Raw genomic sequence first — 15,697 nt, forward strand, 5'->3', positions numbered from 1 at the left:
GCGCCCCAGAAGGACGTATGGCAGCGCAGACAGGGTTGGTACGGCCCGAGTCCGTACCCGTGGTGTCCCCACCCCCCGGGGTCGAGGGACCGGCGAAGAAACGACTCGGCGTGATGGGTGGCACCTTCGACCCCATCCACAACGGCCACCTCGTGGCGGCGAGCGAGGTCGCCTCGCTCTTCCGGCTGGACGAGGTGGTCTTCGTCCCGACCGGGCAGCCGTGGCAGAAGAGCGACCGGAAGGTGTCCGCGGCCGAGGACCGCTATCTGATGACGGTCATCGCCACCGCGTCGAACCCGCAGTTCTCGGTGAGCCGCAGCGACATCGACCGGGGCGGCCCCACGTTCACCATAGACACCCTGCGGGACCTGCACGCCGAGCACGGCGAGGCGGACCTGTTCTTCATCACCGGCGCCGACGCCCTGTCGCAGATCTTCTCCTGGCGCAACGCACAGGACCTCTTCGACCTCGCCCACTTCATCGGGGTCACCCGTCCCGGGCACACCCTCGCCAACCCCGGGCTCCCGGAGGGCGGGGTCTCCCTGGTCGAGGTGCCGGCGCTGGCCATCTCCTCGTCCGACTGCCGGGAGCGGGTCTCCAAGGGCGAACCGGTCTGGTACCTGGTGCCGGACGGAGTTGTGCGGTACATCAACAAGCGGGCGCTGTACCGAGACGTCGGATAGCGCGCGGACGACCGAAGGGACGCTGTGAACGACGCCAACTCCCCGAGGAACGACGCCGCGGACGGGTCCGGTGGTCAGCCACACCCGGGGGACACGGGCCAACTGCCGCCCTACGACCCCTATGACCCGTACGGGCAGTACCAGCAGGCCGCGTACGGGTACGACCCGTACGCGCAGGGAGGCGGCCAGCAGCACGACCCGAACGCCTACGGCTACGATCCGTACGCGGCGCAGTCGCAGCAGTACCAACAGCCACCGCAGCACTCCACGTCACCGCAGTATTCGCAGCCCCAGCAGTACCAGCAGCCCCAGCAGGTGCCGCAGCCCCAGCAGGCTCAGTACCAGCAGACCCAGTACCCACAGGGCGGGTACGCAGACCCGTACGTCGGGAACTCCCCGCCCTCCGTGGACACCGGCGCTGTCCCGCGCATCCCGCAGCAGTACCCCTACCCCGCCCAGACGCCGGCCCACCACTCCGGCCAGTCCGACACCGGCCAGTCCGACACCGGGCAGTACGACACCGGGCAGTACGACACCGGGCAGTACCCCGCCCACCCACAGGACGAGGACGCCCCCCGGGCGACACCGCCGGACAACCCCTACGACGAGCTGGCGGAGCTGCGTTCCCCGGAGCCCGAGTCCGACGGGGGGCCGGCCGGGCAACGGCCCGAGACGGGCGCGGGGGAGTACAAGACCGAACAGTTCGCCTTCGTGGATGACCAGGAGGAGGACGAGGAGGTCATCGACTGGCTCAAGTTCGCCGAGACCCGCACCGAGCGGCGGGACGAGCGGCGCCGCCAGCTTCGCAACCGACTCGTCGGGCTCTGCCTGGTCATGGCGCTCGTGCTGACCGGCGGCGTGGGTTACCTCTGGTGGCAGGACAAACTGATCTTCAGCGACTCCAGCACCTCCGCCGGACCGAACGCGGGCCAGAAGCGCGACGTGATCGTGCTGCACCTGAAGGAACTGGACAGCGCCCGCAGCTCGACGGTGCTCCTGGTGAACAACGAGACCTCCGGCAAGGGCACCAGCGTGCTGCTGCCGAACGCCCTGGCGGTGTCCACCGAGGAGGCCGGTTCCACCACCCTGGGCCAGTCGGTGGACGAGGAGGGCGCAGGCCCGACCCGGGACGCCCTGTCCACCCTGCTGGGCGCGGACATCAAGGGCACCTGGCGGCTGGACACCCCGTTCCTCGAGCTCCTCGTCGAGTCCGTGGGCGGCATCGCCGTGGACACCGACACCGAGGTGCGCGGCACCGGTAAGGAGAAGGGCAAGGTCCTGGTCACCAAGGGCGCGGGGCAGCAGTTGCGCGGTGCCGCCGCGGTCGCCTACGCCACCTACCTCGGACCGGGGGAGTCGGCCGACCAGCAGCTCGCCCGCTTCGGCGCGGTCATGCAGGCGGTGTTGAAGAAGGTGCCGAGCGAGCCCGCGAGCGCGACCCGGCTAGTGGAGAGCCTGGGCCTGGTTCCCGACCCCTCGCTCCCCGAGAACGAGCTCGGCGCCAGTCTGGCGCCCCTGGCCGCCTACGCCAAGACCGGCAAGTACCGCACCATCGCGCTGACCGCGCAGGAGGACGGGACGCTGGACGAGGAGACCACCAAGTCCGTGATCAAGGACGTGCTCGGCGGGACGGTGCGGAACACCGACCCCCAGGCCACCCCGCGGGTCAGCGTGCGCAACGCCACGGGGGACCCGGACGCCGCAGGCACCGCCAAGGTGGCCCTGGTCAACGGCGGCTACACCTACGCCTCGGGCGGCACCGCCGAGGAGCCGGTCGACACCTCCCGGGTGGAGTACGTGGACCAGGTCCGCAAGGAGGTCGCCGAGGAGGTGGCCAGGACCCTGGGCCTGCCGAAGAGCGCGGCCAAGAAGGTCCCCGGCGATGACGGCGACCTGGACCTCACCGTGGTGCTCGGCGAGGACTACTCCGGGTGACCGACCTCCCGGCCGGACCGCTCCCCGTGGACCGGTCCGGCCGGGCGCGAACCTCCGGGCCCTCCGGCCCGGCCGGAGTCGCGCGGGGGGCAGAACCCGGGCCGGCGGTCCGGGGGCGCCCGGACGAGCCCCCGGATATCGGGGAGAGCGCTGGCAGGGGGACATGTCATCCTGGGGAGGTACCCACCATCGAACGGGAAGCGTACTTGTGACCGCTACTGACCGTGCCGTCGAGCTCGCCAACACCGCCGCCCAGGCAGCCGCCGACAAGCTGGCGCACGACATCGTCGCCTACGACGTGAGTGACGTCCTCGCCATCACCGACGTCTTCCTGCTGGCGTCGGCGCCGAACGACCGGATGGTGAAGTCCATCGTGGACGAGGTCGAGGAACGGCTGCTCAAGGAGTGCCAGACCAAGCCGGTGCGCCGGGAGGGCGAGCGCGACGGCCGCTGGGTGCTGCTGGACTACGTGGACGTGGTGGTCCACGTCCAGCACTCCGAGGAGCGGGTCTTCTACGCCTTGGAGCGGCTGTGGAAGGACTGCCCCCAGCTCGAGCTGCCCGAGGACGCCGTGGCCACCCGGGGGCGTGCCGCCGAGCACGCCAGGGCCCTGCGGGAGGACTCCGGGTCGGACGGGGCGGTGTACGACGGCGCCGATCTCGGCGCCACCGGCATCCGCGGGGGGCGGCGCTGAACGGGCGGCAGTACGGCCGGGGCCGCAAGATCGTGATGTGGCGGCACGGCCAGACCACCTGGAACGTCGAACGCCGCTTCCAGGGCAGCACCAACATCCCGCTCACCGAGGTGGGGCGGACCCAGGCCCGCCGTGCGGCCCGGCTGCTCGCCGCGCTCGGGCCGGACCTGATCATCTCGTCCGACCTCGACCGGGCGGCCCACACGGCCGACGAGCTGAGCGCGGTCACCGGTCTCGAGGTCACCCACCATCCCGGGCTGCGGGAGACCTACGCCGGGGTGTGGCAGGGGCTGACCGGTGAGGAGATCCAGGCGAAGCACGGTGCGGAGTACCTCGCCTGGAAGCGGGGCGAGCCGGTGCGCCGCGGCGGTGGGGAACTGGAGACCGAGGTGGCCGACCGTGCCGCCCCGGTGGTGCTCCGCGCCGTGGAGTCCCTGCCGGACGACGGCACCTTGGTCGTGGTCAGCCACGGCGGGGCCATCCGCGTCACCATCGGCCGGCTGCTCGGTCTCGACCCGCGCACCTGGGAGGCGCTGGGCGGCCTGTCGAACTGCTGCTGGTCGGTGCTCGGCGAGGCGCTGCGCGGCTGGCGCCTGCTGGAGCACAATGCCGGTTCCCTCCCGGAGCCGGTCCTCGGCGACGACGACTGAAGGCCCCGGAGCGTTGGCGCCGGTCGGCGATTTCTCGCTCACCGGGGTGACACGCTAAGCTTCTACCAGTTGCAGCGGGGCTATAGCTCAGTTGGTAGAGCACTTGCATGGCATGCAAGGGGTCAGGGGTTCAAATCCCCTTAGCTCCACAGGACGACCGTCCTCGGGTCAGCTCGGGGTGAGTCGGTCAGATCCCGCCCGATCATTCAGATCGGGCGGGTTTTCGGCTTTGGGGACTCCTGGGACTCCTCGTTGCGGTGTCCGGCCGTGGCTCTGCTCCTGCCGGCCGGCAGGCAGGCCAAAGGCCTTGGGCAAACCCCGCGCCCGGCGTGTAAAGTAGGCCAGGTCGGCCGGTGATCCGGCGGCGATTTCTCGGGGCTATAGCTCAGTTGGTAGAGCACTTGCATGGCATGCAAGGGGTCAGGGGTTCAAATCCCCTTAGCTCCACTCGTTTTGACCTGACCGGCCGCGCATTCACGCGGGGTTTTCCGGTCGGAGCATCCCCCGCCGGTCCGTCCCTGGCCATCCCAGGCCCGACCGCCGTTCGCCCCCCTCTGGCGCGACCTCCCGTCGGGGCGTGATCGACCACTGCTGCACCGACTCCATCCCAGGTCATCCATGCCGCACATATTCTTGTAATGGCCATTTATGTTCCCGGTGTGCCGACCGGGTCCCGCCGCCGACCACGAGGGACAGGAGTCGCCCGATGCCCCCCGCAGTTCCCCCTCCAGCGCTGTCCCCGCGTGCCCGTGCCGTCGGTGGCTCGGCCGTACGGGAGATCCTGGCGGTGACCGCGAAGCCCGAGGTGATCTCCTTCGCCGGGGGGCTGCCCGCGCCGGAGCTGTTCGACGTGGCCGGGCTCGCCGCCGCCTACCAGGCGGTGCTGGCCCAGGCGGGCGAGGAAGCCCTCCAGTACTCCACGACCGAGGGCGACCCCGGGCTGCGCGCCGTGGTCGCGGCGCGGCTGAGCGCCCGGGGACTGCCGACGGGACCGGACGACCTGCTGATCACCTCGGGGGCGCAGCAGGGGCTGGCGCTGCTCGCCACCACCCTGCTCGAGCCCGGATCGACCGTGCTGGTGGAGGACCCCTGCTACCTCGCCGTCCTCCAGGTGTTCGGCTTCGCCGGGGCCCGAGTCGTGCCGGTGCCCTGCGACGAGGACGGCCTGGACCCGGAGGCGCTGGACCACCTGGTCAGCCGGGAGCGGCCGACCCTGCTCTACACGGTGCCCACCTTCCAGAACCCCACCGGACGCACCGTCCCCGCCGACCGCCGGGCCGCCATCGGCGAGGTCGCGGCCCGCAGGGGGCTGTGGATCGTGGAGGACGACCCGTACGGCGACCTGCGGTACGAGGGCCAGCAGGTGCCGTGGATCGCCTCGTTCCCCCAGGCCGCCGACCGCACGGTGCTGCTCGGCTCGTTCTCGAAGATCATGTCGCCGGGGATGCGCCTGGGTTGGTTGCGGGCCCCCGACGCGCTGCGGCAGGGCTGCGTCGTCGTCAAACAGTCCGCCGACCTGCACACCCCGACCGTCAACCAGCTCGCCGCGGCCCGCTACCTGGCGGACCGCGACCTCGGGGCGCACATAGCCACCGTCAGGGACGCCTACCGGGCGCGCAGGGACGCCATGCTGGCCGGTCTCCCCGACGCCCTGCCGCCGGGGTCGCGGTGGACCCGCCCGGAGGGCGGCATGTTCGTCTGGGTCAGACTGCCGGACGGGTACGACACCGTGTCGCTGCTGCGCCGGGCCGTTGAGCACGACATCGCCTACGTCCCCGGAGCGCCCTTCTACGTGGCCGAACCCGACCGCGCCACCATGCGGCTGTCCTTCGTCACCCACCGTCCTGAGGAGATCGCCGAGGGGCTGCGGCGACTCGCCGAGGTGCTGCGCTGACCCGGTGGAGGCACCGGCGCCCGGGGCGCGGCCGGGGCCCTGGTGCCCCGCGGCGGCGTCACCGCCATGCGGGTGGGGGACACGCTGCGGTACCCTACGGGTATGCGATCCGTGCGCCGTCTGCTTAGTCGGCCGCGCTGACCAGGACCGATCCGTGGCCCTGCCAGACCGTGATCCGCGAGAAGGCGAACCACCAGGGTGATCCGCCGGCTCGCGGGGCCGTGGCGGGCTCCGGGCTCGGAGTCAGCGCGGCGTCCCCTCCTGAGCGGGGGGATTTTTTGTTGGCCGCGGCCGGCCCGTGACGGGTCCGAGCCCGCCCGTGAACCATGACGAACCGGCCGGCAGGCGTCGCATCCGATCGCCGTGATCCCGATGGAGTTCCCAGGACGATGAGCGAGACCACCTCGGCCACTGAGCCGCAGCAGACCGCGACCCAGAAGTACACCGCGGAGTTGGCCGCGCGGATCGAGGCGCGCTGGCAGGACGAGTGGGAGCGGCGGGGCACGTTCCAGGCCGCCAACCCCGCCGGGTCGCTGGCCGGTCCCGGCGCCACGGCCCGCCCACCCGCGTACATCATGGACATGTTCCCCTACCCGTCCGGGGCGGGACTGCACGTCGGGCACCCGCTGGGGTACATCGCCACCGACGTCTACAGCCGCTACCTGCGGATGACCGGGTACAACGTGCTGCACACCCTGGGCTACGACGCGTTCGGCCTGCCCGCGGAGCAGTACGCGGTGCAGACCGGCACCCACCCCCGGGTGACCACCGAGGCCAACATGGTCACCATGCGCGCCCAGTTGCGCCGTCTGGGCCTGGGGCACGACAGCCGCCGCTCCGTCGCCACCATCGACCCGGGGTTCTACCGGTGGACCCAGTGGATCTTCCTGAAGATCTTCGAGTCCTGGTACGACCCGGAGCAGGACCGGGCGCGGCCCATCGCCGAGCTGGTCGAGGAGTTCGCCTCCGGTGCCCGCCCGGTGCCCGGCGGTCGCCCCTGGGGAGAGCTGGACGCGGTCGAGCGCTCCGCGGTGCTGGACGACCACCGTCTGGCGTACGTCAAGGAGGCGCCGGTCAACTGGTGTCCGGGTCTGGGCACGGTGCTGGCCAACGAGGAGGTCACCGCGGACGGCCGGTCCGAACGCGGTAACTTCCCCGTGTACCGGGCCAGCCTGCGGCAGTGGATGATGCGCATCACCGCGTACGCCGACCGCCTGCTGGACGACCTGGACCTGTTGGACTGGCCGGAGGCCATCAAGCTGCAACAGCGGAACTGGATCGGCCGCTCCGAGGGCGCCCGGGTGGAGTTCCGGCTGGACGCCGCGGGTGGTGAAGACGACAAGATCGTCGTCTTCACCACCCGGCCGGACACCCTGTGGGGCGCCACCTACATGGTGCTGGCGCCCGAGCACCCCCTGGTGGACCGGATGGTGCCCGCGCGCTGGCCGGAGGGCACCAGGGAGGCGTGGACCGGGGCCGCTCCCACCCCCGCCGCAGCGGTGGCCACGTACCGCAGGCAGGCCGCGGCCAAGTCCGACGTGGAGCGGCAGGCCGAGGCGAAGGACAAGACGGGGGTCTTCACCGGGGCGTTCGCGGTCAACCCGGTCAACGGGGAACGCATCCCGATCTTCATCGCCGACTACGTGCTGATGGGCTACGGCACGGGCGCGATCATGGCCGTGCCGGCCCACGACCACCGCGACTTCGCGTTCGCCCGGGCCTTCGAGCTGCCCATGCGGTGCGTGGTGCAGCCCGGCGACGACCGTGGCCAGGACCCGCGGACCTGGGACGACGCGTTCGTCTCGCACGACGCGCGGATCGTCAACTCGTCCGGCTCCGACATCTCGTTGGACGGCCTGGGCGTGGCCGAGGCCAAGGCGCGGATCACCGCGTGGCTGGCCGAGCGGGGCATCGGCGAGGGCACCGTCAACTACCGGCTGCGGGACTGGCTGTTCAGCCGGCAGCGCTACTGGGGCGAGCCGTTCCCGATCGTCTACGACGAGGACGGGGTGCCGCACCCGCTGCCGGCCTCCATGCTGCCCGTCGAACTGCCCGAGATCGATGACTACGCGCCGCGCACCTTCGACCCGGACGACGCCGACTCCCGGCCGGAGACGCCCCTGTCCCGGAACAAGGAGTGGGTGGAGGTCACCCTGGACCTGGGCGACGGCCCCAGGCAGTACCGCCGGGAGACCAACACCATGCCCAACTGGGCCGGCTCGTGCTGGTACGAGCTGCGGTACCTGGACCCGGACAACGACGAGCGGTTGGTCGACCCCGAGGTCGAGCGGTACTGGATGGGGCCCCGCACCACCGGTGGCTCGGGCGGCGCCGACCTGTACGTGGGCGGTGCCGAACACGCGGTGCTGCACCTGCTGTACGCCAGGTTCTGGCACAAGGTGCTGTACGACCTGGGGTACGTCTCCTCCAGGGAACCGTTCCACCGCCTGTTCAACCAGGGCATGATCCAGGCGTACGTCTACCGGGACGAGCGCGGGTTCCCGGTGCCCGCCACCGAGGTCGTCGAGGAGGACGGCGGCTTCTGGCACGACGGCCAGCCGGTCCGCCGCGAGCTGGGCAAGATGGGCAAGTCCCTGAAGAACTCCGTCACCCCGGACGAGATCTGCGCCGAGTACGGGGCCGACACCCTGCGCCTGTACGAGATGGCGATGGGGCCGCTGGACGTCTCCCGCCCCTGGGAGACCAGGGCCGTCGTCGGCTCCTACCGCCTGCTGCAACGCCTGTGGCGCAACGTGGTGGACGAGGCCACGGGTGAGGTCGTGGTCACCGACGAGGAGCCGGACGAGGAGACCCTGCGCGCCCTGCACAAGGCGATCGACGGCGTGCGTGCCGACATGGAGGGGCTGCGCTTCAACACCGCCGTCGCCAAGGTGACCGAGCTGAACAACCACCTGACCAAGCGGGGCTCGGTGCCGCGTTCCGTCGCCGAGCCGCTGGTCCTGATGATCGCGCCGCTGGCCCCGCACATCGCCGAGGAGCTGTGGCGGCGGCTGGGGCACACCGAGTCGCTGGCCCACGAGCCGTTCCCGGTGGCGGACCCGGCACTGGTGCAGGACCCGACGGTGACCTGTGTGGTGCAGGTCAAGGGCAAGGTCCGGGCACGGATCGAGGTGCCGGCGACGATCGGCGACGGCGACCTGGAGGCCCTGGCGCTGGCCGACCCCGCGGTGCGCAGGGCGCTGGGTGACGCCCAGGTCCGCAAGGTCGTGGTCCGGGCGCCCAGGCTGGTGAACGTGGTCCCGGGCTGACCCGTCCGCCGAGGGGCCTGGTGTCACCACCGACCCGGCCCCTCGACGCGGGCGGCGCCTGTCGTCGTCCCCTTGCGGCCCGTGCCCCGGTTCGGCGTTCCCCGGGGCACGGGCCGTTGCCCGCGCTGCTCCGGCTGACGGCGGCGGGCAGCGGACTCCGGGTGGCCCGGGCGGGGCACTCCCGCGGCCCTCGGGGGAACTCGCCGCCGGTCCGGCGCGTTCTCCCTGCGATCAGCGATTGACGCTACGGTGGGACGGGCTGATCCCGCGTCGTCTGATCGCTGTTCCGCCTGCCCGGCGCGCTTCCGGACCCGGTGAGTCCTTCCGGTTCGCCGCCCTGTTGGGCGTCCTGGTTCGCCGTTCACAGGTGGCCTGTCCCGTCCCGCCCCGACTTCCGCCGTTCCAGGGAGGCGCGCTCGTGGATATCGTTCTCGCCGTCGTCGCGCTGTTCTTCGTGATGACGACCGCGCTGGCCGCGGTGGCCGTCGTCAAGACCAAGCGCGCCGTGCAGCGCGGTCTGGAGCGCCACGTTCCGCAGGCCCGCCGGATGATCGAGGACACCACGCTCAAGGCCCGCAGGGTCGCCCAGCCGGGCGTATCGGGGCAGATCGCCGACGTCAGACTGGCGATGCGGGCCTCGCTTGACTCCACCCGGCGCACGCTCCGCGCCGCCTGCGCCGAGGACGTCTCGCTGGGGGAGTCGCTGGCGCTGTGTGACCGGCTCGACGCCCACGCCCGTGCCCTCGAGGAGGAGCTGAAGGTGCTGGAGCGGGAGCCGGACAAGGCCAGGGTGTCCGTCCGACTCCCCGAGCTGAGGGAGCGCGCCGAGCGGATCGCGCACTCCGCGGACACCCTGCGCTGGGCGGCGCAGGACAGGGCCCGACGGTTCGCCGACGAGGAACTGGTCGAGCTGAGCCGGATCTGTGAGGGCGAGGCGGCGGCACTGCGGCACTGGACCGGCCCGGAGCCGGCGGTGGACGAGCCGCAGGAGAGCGCCCCGGGCTCGCTCGGCGCGGGCGACCCGCCGAAGGCGTTCCCCGGCAGCCCGAGCCCGGCCGAGTCCTGAAGGGTGGTGCAGGACCGGGCCTTCAGGTCCTGCACCACCCCACTCCCTGGGGTGCGGAGTGGGGCGACACAGAGAGCCGGCGGGGCGGGTCGCAGTTGTCGTGTCTCACCGGCCGGCTCGACGACGAACAGCCGGACCGGCCACGGAGCGTCCCGGAGAACCTCGCCGACACGGGTGTGGGTGCGGAGGCGACGAGAACGGCGTCTCGTCCTGCCACGTGTTCTGACACGGCCGATGTGGTCGGCGAGGTTGTCGGCGCACCGTCCCCAGCGCTGCGCCAGGCCATGGCGGAAGTCGCTTCGACCGGTCACAGACCGGTGACGACGTCGGTCCTCTTGAGCACGGAGTCGAGCGCGTCCACGGCGGCGTCGTGCCGCCTCGTGCGCGCCGCCCGGTCCGCCGGCACCAGCCGAGCGGCGGCCTGTACGGCGTACGCGTCCGGGTCGCCGAAGGCAGTCCGCGGTTGCTCTGCCGTAGCCGCGCAGTGCGCCGTGACATCCTTGACCGCCTGGAGCACGACTGCCCGGTCCACGCCCGGCTGCATGGCCAGCCGTACCTGGAAACGCGCCATCCACTTCTCGCGGTCCTTCTCCCTCGCCGAGGCCGTCGTCTGGTCCTTCTTCGCCACGTGCTCCCCCGGGTGATCGGCAGCAGTCCCGTCGTGGAGTTGGACGCTGGGCCATCGAAGTGGGTTGCGTGAACAAGATCCCGATGTGTTTCCCACGTGACTGCCCGGGGAGCCGTGGCAGTACCCACCGGCCCACGGTTACCGAACGTCACAATCAGGTGTTCTGGGGACTGCCCGCCCCACCCCGCCCGGGGCGCGCCCCTGGTTTCGGGCGGGACCCACCGAGGCCCCCGGACCCGCGCGGTGTCAGGAACGGCACGCCCGGGCGGGTGCCCCATCCACGTGGCTGAGGGTAACCTCGCGGGCATGTCCAGCCATGTCGCCATCGTCACGGACTCCACGGCCTACCTCCCCCGGGGGATATTGGACCGCCATCGCATCACGGTCGTCCCGCTGACCGTGGTGGTCGGCGACGAGGCCATGGAGGAGGGCACCGAGGCGTCGGCCCCCGCGGTGGCCCGTGCGCTCCAGCACAAGGACCGGGTGACCACCTCGCGTCCCAACCTCGAGGACTTCGCCGCGGCGTACCGTGCGGCCGCTGGGGCCGGCGCCACCGAGGTGGTGTCGCTGCACCTGTCCGCCGAACTGTCCGGCACCTACGAGTCGGCCGTCAGCGCCGCCGAGGGGGCGCCCCTGCCGGTGCAGGTGGTGGACACCCGGATGGTGGCGATGGCCCTGGGGTACTCGGTGATCGCCGCGGCCGAGGTCGCGGAGGCAGGGGGTGCCGCGCGGGAGGTGGTGGCGGCGGCCGAGAAGCGGGCCGGTGACGCGTCGGCGTTCTTCTACGTGGACACGCTGGACCACCTGCAGTCGGGCGGAAGGATCGGCGCCGCCCAGGCCATGCTGGGCTCCGCGCTCGCGGTCAAGCCCCTGCTGCACCTGGCGGACGGGCGGATCCAGCCGCTGGAGAAGGTGCGCACGGCGGCCAGGGCCATTGCCAGGCTCGAGGAGATCTCGGTGGAGAGGGCCGGGGCCGGGGCAGTGGACGTAGCCGTCCACCACCTGGGGGCGGCCGACCGGGCAGGGGCACTCGCGGAGCGGCTGCGGGGCCGGGTGCCCGGGATCAAGGACATCCAGGTCAGTGAGGTCGGAGCAGTGATCGGTGCCCATGTGGGCCCGGGACTGCTCGGCGTGGTGCTGGCCCCGCGCTGACCAGGGGAAACTCACTCCTCCGGGTGACGGGGATATCCACAACCACCGAGTGCTCCACAGAAGGGCGAGCAGCCCGGCGGGGTCGTCGGAGAACGACTTATGGTCCGTGCCATGAGTGCTCCAGCCACCGCCCGAGGCAGGCGGTCCAGTGATGTCGTCCCCGACACCGGAGGGGCTGGCTCCGCCGTTGACGAGTCCGGCGCAGCCCCCCGAGTCCCGCGCGGTGCCCGCGCGCGCGGTGCGCCCGCTCGCGGCGCTCCGCCCAGCGGGGTTCGCCACAGCGGGGTTCGCCACAGCGATGTTCCCACGGACGGTGTCGGCGGCCCGGGCGTCCGCGCCCCCAGGGCTCCTTCCGAGGCCGCGTCCGCTCGTGACGCCCCCACCCGCGCCGCAGCTCCACGGCGCGCCCCCACGCGGGCCGCGGGCCGGGGCGGTGGGGGCGGGGCCGAGGCCCTGAGGCAGCGTGCCGCCGCGCTCTTCCCCGGGGGAGCACGTCAGGGCGAGCTGCCGCCCGACACCCCCGCGGCGGGCCCTGACGCCGCGTTACGCCGGCCGCTGCGGCGCCGGGTCCGGTTACGCCTGGCGCTGCTGGAGCGGCTGCCCACGGCGGTGCGGGTCCGCTGTGGGCTGGAGGTCAGGGCCGTGGTGGGCCTGGCCCTGGTGCTGCTCGTGGCGGTGGCCCTCGCCGCGCACCACTTCCTCGCCGGGCGCCCGCAGGAAGTCGGGGTACCGCCGTTGTCCGAGCCCGGGCCCACGGCTCCGCGCGCGTCGGCGGCGCCCGGTGCCCCCCGGCCCTCCGTCCCCACGCTCCCGCCGTCCCCCGCGGCCAGCGGCGCCGAGTCCGGGGTGGTGGTGCACGTCGCGGGGGAGGTGCGCAGGCCGGGCCTGCGCACCCTGCCCCCCGGCAGCAGGGTGGGTGACGCGCTGGGAGCCGCCGGAGGAGCGCTCCCGGGGTCGGACACCGACGGGCTCAACCTGGCCCGGGTGCTCGGGGACGGCGAGCAGGTCGTGGTCGGCGCGCCGGCGCCGGCTGGTTCCCCGGTCACCACACCCGCCGCGTCGGGCCCCGGCCCCGGCCCGATCAGCCTGAGCACCGCCACCGCGGAGCAACTCGACTCCCTGCCGGGCGTGGGCCCGGTCCTCGCCCAGCACATCATCGACTACCGCACCCAGCACGGTGGCTTCACCACCGTGGACCAGCTCCGCGAGGTCACCGGGATCGGCGAGCGGCGCTTCACCGACCTGCGACCACTGGTCCGGGCGTGACCACCGCCCCGCGGGCTCCGGCGAGTCACCCTCCCGGAGGTCAGCGCGCCGAGAACGCCCAGGGCCCCAGGACACTGGCCACCGAGAGCCGTCCCATCGACCTGCGTCTGCTCCCGCCCGCCGCCGCGGCCTGGGGCGCCGCGGCGTGGGCGCCGTCGGCCCCGAGGGCTGGTGTCCTGCTTCTGGCCGGGCTGGCGCTGACCACGGCCGTGCTCCTGGTCGTGGTGCGCCGGCACGGGGCGCTGTCCCGGATCTGTGCCGTGGCGCTGCTGTGCGGCGCGGCGTCCGCCGTCGTCGCCGCGGGGCACGCCGCAGACCTCCACCGCGGACCACTGCCCAGGCTCGCCGCCCAGCATGCCCGGGTCGGTGTCGAGTTCACCGTCACCACGGACCCGCGCGGCCCGCGCCCGTCGGCCGAGGGAGCGGCCGGGCGCGGGCAGGCGGTCGTGGAGGCCACTGCCCGCCGGGTGGACGGCCCCGACGGTGTCACCCGGGTCCGCACCCCCGTGCTGGTCGTCGCCCGCGGACCGGGCGCGGAGGGCTGGCTCTCCCTGTTGCCCTCGGCCCGGGTGGTCGCCGAGGGCAGGTTGGGGGAGGGGGACGGCCGGGTCGCCGCCGTCCTGCACGTCTCCGGCGCGCCCCGGATCTGCGCGCCGCCCAACCGCATCCAGCGGATCGCGGGTGAGTTGCGCTCCGGCCTGCGCGAGGCCACCGACGGCCTGTCACCCGACGCCCGCGCCCTGGTGCCGGGGCTCGCCGTCGGCGACACCTCCCGGATGCCCCCCGAGCTCGTCGAGGACTTCCGGGCCACTGACCTGAGCCACCTGCTCGCGGTGTCGGGCGCCAACCTGTCGATCCTGCTGTTCGTGCTGGTCGGCCCGCCCGGGCGGGCGGCCAGAGCCGAACGCGGCGGGCTCGCGCCCCGCCTGGGCGTCCCGTTGCGGGTCACCGCTGTGCTGGGAGGGCTCCTCACCCTCGGCTTCGTCGTCCTGTGCCGGCCCGATCCCAGCGTGCTGCGGGCGGCGGCCTGCGGCCTGATCACGCTGGTCGCCATCGGGACCGGCCGTCGCCGAAGCCTGGTCCCCGCGCTGGCCGCCGCGGTTCTGCTGCTGGTGCTGTTCCTCCCCCGGCTGGCTCGCTCCTACGGGTTCCTGTTGTCCGTGTTGGCGACCGCGGCCCTGCTGGTGCTGGCTCCGCGCTGGAGCAGGGTGCTGCGGGACCGCGGGGTGCCGGGTCGGCTGGCCGAGGTGGTGGCCGCCGCTGCCGCGGCGCAGGTGGTGTGTGCCCCGGTCGTCGCGGTGATGGCGGCCCGGGTCAGCCTGGTCGCGATCCCCTGCAACCTGCTGGCCGAGCTCGCGGTCGCCCCGGCGACGGTGCTGGCGTTCGCGGCGCTCGCGGCGGCGCCGGTGGCGATGCCGCTGGCCAGGTGGCTCGCCTGGCTGGCGGGATGGCCGGCGGAGTGGATCGCCGCCGTCGCCCGCACCGGCGCCGGGCTGCCCGGCGCCCAGGTGGACTGGCCCGGTGGCTGGGCCGGTGGGCTGGCGTTGGCCGTGGTCACGGTGGCCGGCGTGCTGACTGCCCGTCGGTTGCTCCACAGCGCGGTGCTGAGCGCGGTGGTGGTCCTGGTGCTCGTGGCCGCCGTGCTCAGGCCCGTCCCGTTGCCCCGTGTCCTGTCCGGTTGGCCGCCAGGGGAGTGGCGGATCGCGGCCTGCGACGTCGGCCAGGGCGACGCCATCGTGCTGTCCGCCGGTCGGGGCTCCGCGGTCGTCGTGGACACGGGGCCCGACCCCCGGGCCGTGGACGCCTGCCTGCGCGACCTGTCGGTGACCCGGGTGCCCCTCGTGGTCCTGTCGCACTTCCACGCGGACCACGTCGCCGGGCTGCCCGGGGTGCTGCGCGGCAGGGCGGTGGGGGCCGTGCAGACCACCGGCTGGGAGGTGGGCCCGCCCGAGCGGCGCGCCCCGGTGGAGCGTCAGGCCGCCACGGCTGACCTCACGGTGCTGCGGGCCACGGCCGGGGAGGCCCGCAGCGTGGGGCCGCTGTCCTGGCGGGTCCTGTGGCCGCCCCCGTCCGTGCCGCTGGACCAGGAGCCGAACAACACCAGCGTGGTGATGCTGGTCCGGGTCGCGGGTCTGACCGCGCTGCTCCTCGGGGACCTCGAGCCCTGGGCCCAGAGGCGCCTGTTGGCCGCCCTCCCGGACCTGCCCAGGGTCGATGTGCTCAAGGTGGCCCACCATGGTTCCGCCCACCAGGACCCGGATCTGCTGCGCCGCCTCCGCCCCCGGATCGCTCTGGTGTCCGCAGGCAGGGAGAACCCCTACGGTCACCCCTCACCCCGTACCGTGGCGGCGCTGCGCGCCTTGGGGTCCACGGTGCTGCGCACCGACACCGACGGCTCCGTGGCCGTCCTGGGCAGCGGCGGGTCACTCCGCGCGGTGACCAGGAGGTGACCGGTGATCT

Annotated in this window: 11 protein-coding genes and 2 tRNA genes; 12 read left to right on the forward strand and 1 reads right to left on the reverse strand. The window is 73.2% G+C overall.

Annotation, left to right across the window (positions count from 1 at the left end):
* Window positions 1–17: 17 nt before the first annotated feature.
* The 9 genes from nadD to A3IG_RS31330 all read left to right on the forward strand — a co-directional run bounded on the left by nadD (window position 18) and on the right by A3IG_RS31330 (window position 10,191).
* On the forward strand, window positions 18–683 hold the full coding sequence (gene nadD, locus A3IG_RS0125750) for a nicotinate-nucleotide adenylyltransferase (RefSeq protein WP_078500945.1): 666 nt from the start codon (window positions 18–20) through the stop codon (window positions 681–683).
* A 24-nt stretch (window positions 684–707) separates the two neighbouring features.
* Complete coding sequence (locus A3IG_RS0125755; RefSeq protein WP_018386471.1) at window positions 708–2,618, forward strand: LytR C-terminal domain-containing protein; 1,911 nt, start codon at window positions 708–710, stop codon at window positions 2,616–2,618.
* A gap of 208 nt (window positions 2,619–2,826) precedes the next feature.
* The gene (gene rsfS / locus A3IG_RS31325; protein ID WP_018386472.1) at window positions 2,827–3,312 is read left to right on the forward strand and encodes a ribosome silencing factor; all 486 of its coding nucleotides are present in this window, start codon (window positions 2,827–2,829) and stop codon (window positions 3,310–3,312) included.
* 35 nt (window positions 3,313–3,347) lie between these two features.
* Complete coding sequence (locus A3IG_RS0125765) at window positions 3,348–3,962, forward strand: histidine phosphatase family protein (RefSeq protein ID WP_018386473.1); 615 nt, start codon at window positions 3,348–3,350, stop codon at window positions 3,960–3,962.
* A 76-nt stretch (window positions 3,963–4,038) separates the two neighbouring features.
* Window positions 4,039–4,111, forward strand: a tRNA-Ala gene (locus tag A3IG_RS0125770).
* 225 nt (window positions 4,112–4,336) lie between these two features.
* Window positions 4,337–4,409: transfer RNA gene (locus A3IG_RS0125775), tRNA-Ala, on the forward strand.
* A gap of 259 nt (window positions 4,410–4,668) precedes the next feature.
* Entirely contained in the window at window positions 4,669–5,856 is a 1,188-nt protein-coding gene (locus tag A3IG_RS0125780; protein ID WP_026220670.1) for an aminotransferase-like domain-containing protein, read from the forward strand.
* A gap of 389 nt (window positions 5,857–6,245) precedes the next feature.
* On the forward strand, window positions 6,246–9,125 hold the full coding sequence (leuS, locus tag A3IG_RS0125785) for a leucine--tRNA ligase (RefSeq protein ID WP_018386475.1): 2,880 nt from the start codon (window positions 6,246–6,248) through the stop codon (window positions 9,123–9,125).
* A 418-nt stretch (window positions 9,126–9,543) separates the two neighbouring features.
* Window positions 9,544–10,191: a hypothetical protein gene (locus A3IG_RS31330; protein WP_018386476.1), complete on the forward strand. Its 648-nt coding sequence runs from the start codon at window positions 9,544–9,546 to the stop codon at window positions 10,189–10,191.
* Between the two features lie 307 nt (window positions 10,192–10,498).
* Here the strand turns inward: A3IG_RS31330 and A3IG_RS0125795 are convergent, their stop codons facing one another.
* Window positions 10,499–10,819 carry a hypothetical protein gene (locus tag A3IG_RS0125795; RefSeq protein ID WP_018386477.1) on the reverse strand — a complete coding sequence of 107 codons (321 nt, stop codon included), beginning with the start codon at window positions 10,817–10,819 and terminating at the stop codon, window positions 10,499–10,501.
* Between the two features lie 306 nt (window positions 10,820–11,125).
* Here A3IG_RS0125795 and A3IG_RS0125800 point away from each other — a divergent pair, with 306 nt between their 5' ends.
* The 3 genes from A3IG_RS0125800 to A3IG_RS31335 all read left to right on the forward strand — a co-directional run bounded on the left by A3IG_RS0125800 (window position 11,126) and on the right by A3IG_RS31335 (window position 15,687).
* Window positions 11,126–11,971: a DegV family protein gene (locus A3IG_RS0125800; protein WP_018386478.1), complete on the forward strand. Its 846-nt coding sequence runs from the start codon at window positions 11,126–11,128 to the stop codon at window positions 11,969–11,971.
* 111 nt (window positions 11,972–12,082) lie between these two features.
* Window positions 12,083–13,237 carry a helix-hairpin-helix domain-containing protein gene (locus tag A3IG_RS33080; protein ID WP_078500947.1) on the forward strand — a complete coding sequence of 385 codons (1,155 nt, stop codon included), beginning with the start codon at window positions 12,083–12,085 and terminating at the stop codon, window positions 13,235–13,237.
* On the forward strand, window positions 13,234–15,687 hold the full coding sequence (locus tag A3IG_RS31335; protein WP_018386480.1) for a ComEC/Rec2 family competence protein: 2,454 nt from the start codon (window positions 13,234–13,236) through the stop codon (window positions 15,685–15,687). The genes A3IG_RS33080 and A3IG_RS31335 overlap by 4 nt, the downstream gene beginning before the upstream one ends.
* Window positions 15,688–15,697 lie beyond the last annotated feature (10 nt).

Origin of the sequence: Wenjunlia vitaminophila DSM 41686 (genome assembly GCF_000380165.1) — a bacterium.
GTDB classification, from domain to species: domain Bacteria; phylum Actinomycetota; class Actinomycetes; order Streptomycetales; family Streptomycetaceae; genus Wenjunlia; species Wenjunlia vitaminophila.